General features: G+C 48.4%; 8 protein-coding genes. All 8 read right to left on the bottom strand.

Annotation, left to right across the window (positions count from 1 at the left end):
• Positions 1 to 45: 45 nt before the first annotated feature.
• The 8 genes from HP548_RS10300 to HP548_RS10335 all read right to left on the bottom strand — a co-directional run bounded on the left by HP548_RS10300 (position 46) and on the right by HP548_RS10335 (position 12633).
• Entirely contained in the window at positions 46 to 2376 is a 2331-nt protein-coding gene (locus HP548_RS10300; RefSeq protein WP_175381600.1) for a glycoside hydrolase family 95 protein, read from the bottom strand.
• Between the two features lie 152 nt (positions 2377 to 2528).
• The gene (locus tag HP548_RS10305) at positions 2529 to 4583 is read right to left on the bottom strand and encodes an alpha-galactosidase (protein ID WP_343054807.1); all 2055 of its coding nucleotides are present in this window, start codon (positions 4581 to 4583) and stop codon (positions 2529 to 2531) included.
• A 131-nt stretch (positions 4584 to 4714) separates the two neighbouring features.
• On the bottom strand, positions 4715 to 7090 hold the full coding sequence (locus HP548_RS10310) for a glycoside hydrolase family 95 protein (protein WP_175381602.1): 2376 nt from the start codon (positions 7088 to 7090) through the stop codon (positions 4715 to 4717).
• A gap of 22 nt (positions 7091 to 7112) precedes the next feature.
• Positions 7113 to 8891 (bottom strand): right-handed parallel beta-helix repeat-containing protein, encoded by a 1779-nt coding sequence (locus HP548_RS10315; protein WP_246318018.1) that lies wholly within the window; start codon positions 8889 to 8891, stop codon positions 7113 to 7115.
• 53 nt (positions 8892 to 8944) lie between these two features.
• Complete coding sequence (locus HP548_RS10320; RefSeq protein ID WP_175381603.1) at positions 8945 to 10588, bottom strand: extracellular solute-binding protein; 1644 nt, start codon at positions 10586 to 10588, stop codon at positions 8945 to 8947.
• Between the two features lie 97 nt (positions 10589 to 10685).
• Entirely contained in the window at positions 10686 to 11585 is a 900-nt protein-coding gene (locus HP548_RS10325) for a carbohydrate ABC transporter permease (protein ID WP_076289382.1), read from the bottom strand.
• 15 nt (positions 11586 to 11600) lie between these two features.
• Positions 11601 to 12455 carry an ABC transporter permease gene (locus tag HP548_RS10330; protein WP_024629272.1) on the bottom strand — a complete coding sequence of 285 codons (855 nt, stop codon included), beginning with the start codon at positions 12453 to 12455 and terminating at the stop codon, positions 11601 to 11603.
• On the bottom strand, positions 12385 to 12633 hold the full coding sequence (locus HP548_RS10335) for a hypothetical protein (protein ID WP_175381535.1): 249 nt from the start codon (positions 12631 to 12633) through the stop codon (positions 12385 to 12387). The genes HP548_RS10330 and HP548_RS10335 overlap by 71 nt, the downstream gene beginning before the upstream one ends.
• Positions 12634 to 12764 lie beyond the last annotated feature (131 nt).

Here is a 12764-nt window from a genome sequence, read left to right on the forward strand (position 1 = left end):
GGACCATGGTCCATATAAATGAAAGTTATTTTCAAGTATAGATCGTTATTTTACCAACTCCAGCTCGCTATTGAAATAGTAACTTTCGCCTGCTTCGGCATGAAGGATCGTTCTTTGGTTGCCCCAACAAATGGTGAACGTTCCCGGCGAGAAAGTGTGGATGTTCGTAGAGGTCGGCTTTCCATTCTCCCAGACGATGTCAACCTCGGCATTTCCTTTTGCTCTCAGCCCGGTTATCGAGCCGGTGCTCCATGCCTGTGGCAGCGCTGGGAGAAGGTGAATCTCGCCCGCATAACTTTGCAGCAGCATCTCTGCTAAGACAGCTGTACCGCCGAAATTCCCATCAACGACGAAAATATTACTCTCTGCTCCAGCAATTCCAGATTTGGAATAGGTGAACAGATTATCGAAGCACAGGCCGCCGATCAAATGTGAGAGGTGTTTATATGCCGTCTCTCCATCGTGCAATCTCGCAAAACCCAGTCCAAACAAAGCAGCTGTAAATTCAACATCCTCCAGCTCTTCCTGGACCATGCGGTTCTCCAGCGTTACTCGTGCTGCCGCACTGAGTTCCGGTGTATGGTCAGGTGTAATCTGATTGTCCGGATACAGCGCATACATATGAGACAAATGCCGATGCTCCGGCTGCACCTCTTCATAATCTTCCAGCCACTCCTGTAACTGGCCTTTCTTGCCGATCTGTAGAGGTGGAAGCTTGCTGATTGCTTCTTCCAGCTTGCGTCCGAGTTCCTCGTCTTTATTCAAAAGTTCAACTGAATGAAGACAAAATTCGAAGAGCCTGCGCACCAGCATCTGGTCCATTGTTGTTCCCATAGACAGCTGCTGTGCCGCCTCTCTCGAATTATCGGGATAAAAATGATTCTCCGGCGAATTAGAAGGACCCGTCACCAGCCAACCGTTCCGAGGATGCTCACACATGTAGTCCAGATAGAAGGCCGCGGATTCCTTAAGTACAGGATAGGCCACACTCTCTAGGAAAACACGATCCTGACTATACTCATAATGCTCAATCAGGTGTGTAGCCAGCCATAATCCGCCTGTAACGTTCAGCCCCCATGAGGTCTCCCACCCAGGCAACGTAAAGCCCCATACATTAGAGAAGACATGAGCGACCCATCCTTCGCATCCATATACATTACGAGCCGTTTCCCTGCCCGCCTGTGCAAGGTCCTCAACATACCGAAATAACGGAAGATGGCTCTCTCCAAGATTCGTAATTTCTGTGGGGTAATAATTCATCTGGGTATTCATATCAAGGTGATAATCACAGCTCCAGCCCATTCGGCACGCTTCACCATCATTCCAAATTCCTTGGAGATGGAGTGGCAGTGGAGAGTTCTCGCGAGAGCCCGCAATAGTCAGATACCGGCCATATTGAAAAAACAATGCAAACAACTGCGGATCTTTATTCCCCTCACCCTGTTCCAACAAACGAATGCGTTGGTCTGTAGCCAGACCGGACTTCCCCTTGTGGCCCAACTGAATATCTACCTTGTCATATTGATCACCGTAATCACGGATATGATCCTCCCTCAGCAAGGCATAACCCTTCTCTAACGCCTTCATAAGCGTAGACTCGTTCTCTGTTTCCCACTCCTGATCTGTACGGCGATAATCTGTGCTCACACTAAAATAAATCCATGCCTCATCCGCTCCGGTCACAGTCAATCGATCATCTCTACTTGCGACAGTCCCTCCGGATATAACCAACTTGACCAAACCCTTGGCCCATACGCCGCAAGTCCCATCACTATGTACATTTTCCGTTGCCTGTCCTTGGAATTCAAGCGTGTTGTCATCTAAGGCTACAACCTTGAATGATTCCGTGCCTGCCTGCAAGCCAAGTGTAAAGGATACTCCACCCGGGGCATCGCTCCAAATTCGGGAGGCCACTATATCATCGGCGTGAGAAGCGAAAACTTCACGAAGAATCGTGATGTCATCATCCTTCCAGAACGCTCCGGCCAGCGCATGAGTCAGATCCAGCTCACGTTGGAAGCTTCCAACTTCATCAGAACTCGAATTCTTCTTCCCAAAATCAATAACAACATCACATAATCCAAGATGGGTGCCGAAATTACGCTTCTTTGGCTGCAAATGTTGTTTGGCAAGTCGATCTCCTTCATCATAATCGCCGGAGAAGAAATAGCTGCGCATCTCTTCCAGTGTAGCCTTGCCTCCTTCGGAAGGATGCTCCGGGTCAATCCGACCCGACCAGAAGGTAACCTCGCTCATACTCCATACCTCACGATGCGATGACGCCATAACAACTGCCCCTATTCTTCCATTGCCCAGCGGCAGGCCTTGAGACCAATCCGCTGCAGGGGTTGAATACCACAAAGTAAAATCGTTCATATCATGTCCTCCAGTCCAATAATGATTATCTTTAGAAATAGACTCATTCCCAAAATAGACAAACGCGCGATCTGTAAGATACATAAGCGCGCGTTTGACTTTGTTTTTATATCCTAAAAACGATCACAGCTCTGGGTTGTCTTTTCGCCCAGTCAGTTTCCCTTCACGGTCAATCTAAAGATTTTGGATTCCGCCGGTTCCAGTGATACCGTAAGCTCTCCAGACGTTTCCCCTTGTGAGCCTTCCCACAGATCCTGCAAGAGGTATACGGCATTGGTGTTTAGTCCGGCCCGCTCCGGCGAGATGGATTTAACCGCAGCTTGTTCAGCATCAAAATTGAAGACAGCGAGATAGAAACTCTTCTCTTCCGGCGATTCAAGGACAAACACATCAGAAGACAGTTTCCCAAAATCACCTTCAACTGGACGGAAGGTTTTGCCCATACGAGCAACGTTCAAAATATCCTTGTTGCCAAGCCACTCTCTTGCTCGTTCGGCAGCTTCCTCTTTACGGAAGTCATCCCCGAGTAGAAGCACCGTTCCGGCAATGACTGAAGCAGTCAGACGGCTACGTCCTTCATGCCAGCCGGTAGCTTCCTGGTTGAAGCTCTTGTATAACACCGAATGATCCGGATCATTGTAGCGATAGAGCGTATTGCTCATCCACCAACCGTGTGTCAGCGAGTTCAGCATATATTCCGTATCCGCAAGTGTACCGAAGACATCACAGGAAATACGGCGGCTGTGGGCAAAGGCATATGGAAATAATGGAGCGATGGACAAGTTTATGAAAAATGGCCGTCCGATTACTTCTGGTGAGATCTTATGCTGCAAATAAGACATTCCATAGTGATAAGCCGCTATCCCTGTTGTAATATCCGAATTGTGGTGGTGTCCTTCCAACGAGCCATGTGCCAAGAAATCCAGTTTGATATATTCGAAACCTTCCGCGATGAATTTATCCGTGAACCAATCGATTCTTTGCAGGTTGCCAGGATGTGTCGGGTCTATCGCCAGACCACCGTCTACATCTGGCAGAATTTCGCCCTCACTGTCACGCAGCAGGATATCTGCATAGGTGTATTTGCCGTTCGTTCCTTCAACCGCCTGACCGAACTGATCTGGCCCTCCCCAGAAGGCAAATGGGGTCCAGTACGTTCCCGCTCTATGTCCATTTTGCCGCACCCGGTCTAGCGCGCTCTTCATCTCTTCCGGCGTAAAATTGTCCCAGAAAGCATCAAAGTTGATGTATAACGTTTCCTCATTCTCGAATCCAAGCGGCTGTACTTCATTTTTCAGAAAATCGCTGGTCGCTGTATACAGATCATAGTCCAGATCACTCATTGCCGCGGACCAGCTGTTCCATCCGATCGGAACACCGCCCTCCCAAGGTAATTGAGCCTCAATCCAGGCATTCGCCTGACCGTAGGCTTCAAGACCGTCACGGTAGTCTTCATAGAACCCGACGAATACCAATGGGGATTCAACTCTTTTTCCCTTCACATAACCATGAGGCTGGGAATCGCGAGTCAGTTCACTCACGGCACCGCCATACAGATCAAGTCCCTCGATATGTCCGCTTTTTTCGCTTTGCATACGAATCCCTGTTTTCCATACCTTATGCGTAAGGGAACCCATCACAATTCCCCGGCGGCTGTCAGGCGCAAACAAGGCTGTCGCCTCGTAACTCTCCACATCAAGCGGCGGCTTAACGACCGTATATCTGACCCATTTATCGTTGTCAAACGGGACACGCAGAATGCTTGGTTCATCCTGGCCGGATTCTCCACCGATAGATATGGTTTTGGATTGGATGACAGCCATGCGATTCGCCTTAAGCTCTTCATCACCGACTATAGCGGTCTGCACCAGTACATACGGTGAGGATTCATACATATAGAAATGCTGCTCCAGTTGCGGCAGCAACGAGGCTCTATGCAGAACGACCAAACGGATGCCTTTTCCAAATCCTTCTCGAACAATATCTTCCTGTGCCGTCAGCTCATGGTTCTGATAATGATCCGTGCTGTATTCCCGGCCCTGCCAGCGAAAAGCACTACGAATGCCCTTCACATGGGAAGAATGGTTGCCGATGAAGGACACTTCACCATTTTCAAGATTGATCTCCAGGCTCACGTGGCCATTTGTAACGCTTACAAGATTAACATTCTGTTGCTGCACTTGTACGGCTGTATCGCTAGTTAGCATCATATGCCTCCTTATTGTTGCATGCTGTGCCCTGAGCGGAGCTGATTATGCTCTCCTGCCCAAGTCTGCCCTCATTATAAAGACCGAATAGAGCATTTTCCATGCAACGATCTTCCGATCCATAACGCGATTTAACTCAACTTAATCTTGTAGGTACGTCCTGCAGATGTAGGGAAACTTATGATATTTGAATCGGTGTCCTCCGTTTTAACCACGCTGCCGTCAAGCGTTACCACAATTGGGTCTTCACTTCTAAGCACACAGTCCCGGCCCAGGTGTGAAGTGATGTGCGCTTCTGCAAGTTTTCCGTTGTCCCATTGAATGCTGATCTCAAATCCGCCTCGGGCACGCAGGCCGGAAACATTGCCCTGCTGCCAAGCATCCGGCAATGCAGGTAGAAGTTCCATATAAGGACGGTGAGATTGCAGCAGCATCTCGGCTATCCCGGCAGAGGCCGCGAAGTTGCCGTCGATCTGAAACGGAGGATGTGCGCCCAGAAGATTCGGATATACACCGCCATGGTTATATTGTTCCGACGCTCCATCTCTGACCAGACGCAGCATGTTGGAGAGCAGATGCAGGGAACGATTTCCTTCCCCGAAACGACTCCAAAGCGCAACACGCCATCCCAGGCTCCAACCCGTGCTTTCGTCTCCCCGCCGCTCAAGAGAGGTTCTGGCGGCGACAAACAACTCTGGTGTCTCTTCGTCCGAAAGCTGTCGACCCGGATAAACGCCTACCAGATGCGAGGTATGCCGGTGGTAAATGTCCTCATCCTCATAGTCCTTCGACCACTCCTGCAATTGGCCATATTTCCCGACTTGCAGCGGCAGAAGACGATCGCGAATGCTCACCAGTTCTTTTCTGAAATCCGGGTCTGTTCCAAGTATTTCCGAGGCTTCAATACAGTTAGTGAACAACTCCCAGATTAATGAGATATCCATCGTTGAACCCGGACTGACCGCTGCTACGCCTTCCGCTGTCCGGAATTTATGCTCCGGCGAAGTCGAAGGTGAGGTCACAAGGTTACCGCTACCATCGTCAATGAGCCAGTCCAGTGCGAACAGCGCAGCTTCCTTCATCACTGGATAAGCGGAATTCCGCAAATACGTCTCATCTCCGCTGAAGGCATAATGCTCCCATAAATGCTGGGTCAGCCAAATACCTCCCATCGGCCAGAAGGCCCAGCTTGGATCACCGTCACCATAATTGCCCACTGGTGCCGTCTGTCCCCAGATATCCGTGTTATGATGCGTGGTCCAGCCGCGAGTGCCATAGTTGACCTGTGCGGTCTCAACGCCCTTCTTCGCCAAATTGCTGATCAAGTCCAGCAAGGGCTCATGGCATTCAGCCAGATTGCATATTTCAGCCGGCCAATAGTTCATCTCAGTATTAATATTCAGCGTGTAATTGCTGCTCCAGGGAGGACGAGTTACTGCATTCCATATGCCCTGAAGATTTGCAGCCTGCGTTCCAGGACGGGAGCTTGAGATCAGCAAGTAACGCCCATAATGAAAGAGAAGCTCCACAAGCCCCGGATCCTCCGCCCCATAGGTTGTAATCCGCTGTTCAGTGGACATCTGCTCCGGAGCAGGTGAATTCCCAAGCTGAAGGTTCACCCGATCGAATAGCAAACGGTAATCCGCAATATGTGAGTCAAGCAGGCTATCATATGGCTTGGCTACCGCCTCATTCAGAAATGAACTTGCAGTGAAGGAAGCATCTTTTCCCTCGACTCCCGGAATGGCATCCATACCATTAAAACTTGTAGCCGCACTGAAATAAAAGGTTGCCGTTGTCGCACCCAATACATGAATTCCACTGCCATCTACCGTTACCTGTCCGTCCTCTGTCTTCACCGCTAGCTGGCCTTCAAAGACCATGCCCTTGTTATTTCCGGGATCACCGTATCGGATCGGCTCATCGCTTGCAACGTAGCTGGGATCGACATGCTCCGGGGCTATTCCTTCCAGAACAAAGCGGCCTTCCCTAACACTAATCGCATGCCGAAGCGGGCTATCCAGTGACGCATGTACATTCAGCGCACCTTCCGCACTTGCAGCCAGCCGCAGTACAAGTACCTGATCAGGATGCGACGCAAACATTTCACGGGTATAGATAACATGGCCAATCTGATATTCAAGGCTGTGCACTGCATTTTCTACATCCAGCGTCCGCTTGTAAGAATGGTGGATGTCCCCGTGTTCAAAGCGCAGGAGTAAATTCCCGAAAGGAAGATAGGACTGGGTGTACGGACCCAACATCTCTTTGGTCAGCGTGTCTGCTTCCGTATAACGTTCCTCCTGTAACAGCTTGCGAACCTTTGGTAGAGCGTCCTTTGCGCCAGGATTACTGCCGTTCTTCGGATAACCGGACCACAGTGTGTCCTCATTCAAGCTGATTTTCTCCTGCTCCACCCCACCAAAAATCATGCCGCCAAGACGGCCATTACCTATGGGAAGCCCTTCCGTCCATACATGTGCAGGTTTGTCATATTGAAGTTTCATGTGCACTCTCCCTCATGATTTCTCAATTTCTAGTCAGTTCCTCTGGAATATTAGTGAACGTATTATCCGCAATGTCAACCTCGCTGCAGGCGGTTGCATAGACTGCTTCTTCAACGCAAGATGACTTTCCTGTCTCGCTGGAGGAATATATTTTATTCGATTTGAAAACCAACCCACACGTGGACTTGGCCCTTAGAATCGGGACATCACTACAAGTTTCGAAATGGTTATTCTGGATAACGACCTGTCGGTGAACGGGAGCGCTCTCATCAACCACCACATTCTCCGGGGATATGAATATCACGGGATGATCACTGCCGCCACATTCAATAAAATGGTTATCTGAGATCGTCACATCCTCTACCCTTCCTGACTCATACCAAGACTCGGCATCCACCGCAATCAAAATAGCGTTCATGGACATGCGTTCAAACGTATTCCCGGTAATCAGCACTTTCCGACGAGTCGTTACGAGTATTCCTCGTGTTGGCACTCGAGCAAAATGATTATTTGTAATTTCCACTTCTGGTGTCCAGGTTACATTCTCAATGACATCATGGCTGCCAATACCATCAGGTATTGGATAAGCGAGAGTCAGCAAGAGCTCACGAGCACTTAAACGCTCTACCGCAACCACATTGTTAGAAGCGTAGGTCGTCAACGAACCGGAACGGACAAATTCGATCTCATCACCAGGATAAAAGGCCGGAAGCCCATACGTCTGGGAATGCATGAATCGAACTTTCACGCGATCCACCGCCGGCTGATCTACAATTCGTAAATAGGTACCGTGGACATTGACAGGATCATCATGCGAACCGGAAAAATAGCTGTCTCTTACGGCTACCTTACCTCTGCAGCTGGAGATGTGCAGAAAATCCGCAAAACCGGCAACTGTACGTTCCGTTTCGGTGCGGGGAGCCAGGTTCATCCTTGAGAAAGTCAGATTTGTGCTGAACTGTCCAACAACACCGAGTCCGTGCAGGAAATGCAGACTCACGTCTCTCCACGTTATATCCGAGCATTCGGTCATAAAAGCTCCAACTTGATCACGAATGCCATCGCGGTTTTGTAGTACATGGCCAGGGACCACATCAGGTTGAAAATCAAAATGCAAACGGATGGTCATGGGCTCAAGTTCTTCCACAGATTGGGCCAACTCCAACCAATTGTCGATTCGCCAGGTTGTATTCCGCAATGGATCATAGGTTTGCATAGGACCTTCCGCAAAACTCCAGCCTTCACCGAGCCAGGTTAGCCTGTTGTCCCGAATGTGATAACGGGAATCGGGGTGAACCCGCGCATCGAAATAATGCCTTCCGCTGGAGATAATCGTCATCTCCGTCACCGTCGGCTGGTGATAGTCTGTACGCAGGTTGCGAATCTCTACATTGGTGCAATTATCCAACAAAAACAGGGTCTGTTTGCCGTGGAAAATAAACAGGGAGCCGTTGCCCTCCAGTGTTACATCATTCATTCCTTTAAGCAAAATAGCAATGGTCTTGGTTATGTCTGGGTTCTCTTCTTCACTCGTTGTATTGGAGATATAATAAGCAGCCCGAATCGCCTCTTCCGGGTAGAAATGATACCTGCCTCTCGCACAGTCCAACACCACCGGACCAGGGATTTCAGCCGCCGCCTGAATGGCACGAGCCATAGCTGGCTGGGTGTCCAACTCAGAGTCTGGCACAGCGCCATAATCCGTCAGTCTTATCGTCGTGGAATTCGTGATATGTTCTTGTTCAGTCACAGGAATGTTGATCCCACCCTTCTTGGTATGTAACCTTCTGCCTAAATACAAGGAAAATCAGGTGCCGGTACATCATAGGCACCTGATTCCGATATCCCTGTTAATTACTTGCTTGTGTCATATGCTTTTTGCAAAATTTCCAGATAACGATCGAGCTTCAGGTTCTGTAAACCTTTCACATAAGCATCCCAGTCCTTATACAAATCCTTGTTGCCTGTGATGAATTGCAATTCATTTTGCTCAATGTAGTTTCTAATATTGGTTTGCAGCAAGCTGGCTTCATCAATTTCGTTTGGATCAATCCAGACGGACCAGATCGGGAACAACTCTTTCGGCTCATGGCCTTCGTACAACAGCGATGCATCATATAATCTGCGCTCATAACCATTGGATGCATAAATATCTGTGCCCTGTACAAATGTATCACGATATTCTTTTGGCATATAGAAGTGAGCCATGCCGCTCCAGCCCGCATTACGTGGTGCCTCACCTTCAGCCATAGGAATTTGTTTTACTACAGGTTTAACGTCTTTACCCAGTGCCACATCACCATCCACCGGATCAGTCCAGTCAATCCCCTTCATACCGCTCGCACCGTTCGTTTGACCTTCTGGTGTGAACATGTAGTCAACCATTTTGATCAGGGCAATCTGCGCTTCTTCACTTGCCTTGTTTGTGATTACAAATTTCGCTCCTGGAGATACACCGCCCGCATCATGCGTCGCATAGGACACACCCTGTGGTCCAGAAATCGGAGGCAGCGGGTTATAGTGCGCCGAACGAGTATTGCCTTCGTCAATGTTTACGAAGATCGCGGGATGCATAGCTGCACCGGCACCCAGAATTTCAGCGTCAGCATTCTCACCGATTTTCTTGAATGCTTCTGCGTTTTGTGTGAATGCACCAGGGTCAATCAGACCTGCATCAAAGAGGGACTTGATGTAAGTCAATCCTTCTTTCCATTCAGGTGTAATTGCCGCAGATTGAACTTTTCCATTTTCCATTTGCAGGTAGTTCCGGTCATCGTCATAGACAAATGCATTCATCAGGAACGGAATAATTCGTACGCCAAACTCCTCTATGGAACCACTCAGCGGTACCTCATCTGCTTTGCCGTTTCCGTTCGGGTCCTGCGTTTTGAAAGCTTGCAGCACGTTTTTGAATTCTTCGGTCGTCTTTGGCATTTCCAAATTCAGCTTTTTCAGCCACTCGGTATTAATCCACATCTTGCTCGGATAGGAGCAGTGGAAACATTCTGTATACGCAACAAGTCCATAGATATTACCGTCAGGCGCTGTATTAAGCGTTTTCAAATTAGGGTTCTTCTCCATGGCCGCTTTGATGTTGGGAGCGTATTGATCAATGAGATCGTTCAAAGGAACGAGCACACCCTGCTTGCCATACTTCAGCAGATCTGCTTGAGAGAATTGATCTATATAGTGGGTCAGCAGATAGGCATCGGGATAGTCGCCGCTTGCAAGTGAGATTTGGCGCTTTTCCTTGGCTCCATCCGATGGATTGATCTCCCAATTAAATTTGATATTGAATTTGTCTTCCACAAATGCTGTAAATTTATTGGTCGGAATATCAATGCTGGAATCCTGAACCGCGAACACGCTGATATTCACCTTGCCGCCCTCTTCCGAGCTCCCCGGTTGTGCTGTAGATGAGCTGCCATTGGAACACCCGCTCATGACAACTGTGAATGCCACTACCAGCATCAATAACGTTACCATACTTTTCTTCAAATCTGATCACTCCCTTTTTGTAGTTTACCAGTTGAGACGATGGTACCTTGCGTATGAACTGTCTATATCTTCTTTCTCCATACACCGAATCTAAGGATCAACCCTTAACGGAACCTACCAGCATCCCCTGTACAAAATGACGCTGTACAAATGGATAGATGACAAGTACAGGCAAAGTGGCGACCACAATTAACGAATATTTTAACAGTTCGGTAAGCTGCTGTCTTTCCACCATTTTCGCCACGTCCATGGCACCCGAACCGTTGTTTTGAATGATGATACTTCGCAAGATGAGTTGCAGCGGGAAAAGGTCTGCCGATTTGAGATAGATCAGAGCATCAAAGTACGCATTCCACTGCCCCACTGCATACATAAGAACCAGCACGGCGATAATCGGCTTCGATAATGGGAGTACAACACTCCAGATAAATCGCATATCACTACAGCCGTCAATTTCACTAGCTTCCAGAAGCTCCCCCGGAATAGAAGATTGAAAGAACGAACGAGCAATAATAACCTGCCATACCCAGATTGCATTCGGGATCAGTAACGCCCAGCGGGTATCAATCAGATGAAGCTGCTTCACCACCATATAAGTCGGAATCAGCCCTCCACTGAAAATCATGGTGAAGGTGATGATCATCATCAGGGTGTTTCTGCCGAAAAAAGTTTTGCGTGACAACGGATAGGCGATCATGATGGTCAACGCTACACTGATCAGCGTACCAGCGGCCGTATAGAAAATGGAGTTACCGTAGCCGATGAGAATTTCAGGTGTATTAAATAAAGCCTTGTAACCGTTGAAGGAAATATCTACAGGCCATAGCCATACCCGGCCGGAAGTTACTGCTGCCGGACTGCTAATTGAACTGCTGACGATAAATATCAGGGGGTAAATAACCACCAGCGCCACGAGACTGAGCAAAATGTAGATTGTAATCAGAAACGTTTTGTCGACGGCGGACTCTTTAATCTTGGTTTGAACGTTTGCAGCCATAGGTGAACTCCTTTCCTACCAAATGCTATTCTTAGTAACTCTCTTCGCCAAACCATTCACCGTAACCAGTAAGACCAGATTGATCAGTGAGTTGAACAGCCCTACGGCAGTTGCAAAGCTATAGTTGGCATTCAACAGGCCGACTCGGTAGACATAAGTTGCAATGATTTCAGAATTAGCCAGATTGAGCGGATTTTGTAGCAGGTAGACTTTCTCAAAGCCAATCGCCATGACATTTCCGACATTCAGGATCAAAATAATGACAATGGTTGGCACCAGCCCTGGCAGATCCACGTGACGGATTTTTTGAAAACGCGAGGCCCCATCAACTTTGGCCGCTTCGTACAATGTGGGATCGATTCCGGCAAGTGCTGCCAAATAAATTACCGCACTGTAGCCCGCAGTCTGCCAAATGTCGGACCAGACGTAGATTGAGCGGAACATGCCTGGCTCACCCAGAAAATTCACGGAATCCAACCCAAAGAAGTTCATGGCGATGTTCACAAATCCAAGCCGTGGTGCCAGGAACAGCATGATCATGGATACCATCACGACTGTTGAGATGAAATAGGGTGCAAAGGATACGAGTTGGACGAATTTCTTGAACTTGGCTCCGCGCACCTCATTTATCATGAGTGCGAGCACAATCGGAATTGGAAATCCGGCCAACACTAAATAACCGCTAAGTAAAATGGTGTTCTTCACCAGGGTCCAAAATAATGGGTTCTCAAAGAACAGACGAAAGTTTTGAAAACCAACCCAATCACTTCCCCATATTCCCTTGATGACGTTATAGTCCTTAAAGGCAAGAACCGCATTGATCATCGGATAATACTTGAAGATGAGAAAAAATAGCAAGGGCGGAATCACCAGTAGATGTAACTGCCAGTGCTTCATCATTCTTTTGCGGGCATTGGTCAGAAAACCAGGTGCCTTCGGCTGTGTTGATGTCTTGTGATTTAATACGATTTCCTTCTCCAGAACAATCCCCCCTTACTAGCTGTCTGCGATGCGTAAATTTTGATAGCGCTTTCTTGATTCTGATCATAGTCGATTTTAATGTCCCATAAACAGGTACACCTGCGCCGTTAAACGTACAGTTATCCTGTTTTTGGGGGCACAAATCCGCAGTACGACAGCCATTTTTCCATTGCGGGGGCGTATTCGTAAAAAAAGACC

This window comes from Paenibacillus taichungensis, assembly GCF_013359905.1.
In the GTDB taxonomy this organism is placed as follows: Bacteria; Bacillota; Bacilli; order Paenibacillales; family Paenibacillaceae; genus Paenibacillus; species Paenibacillus taichungensis.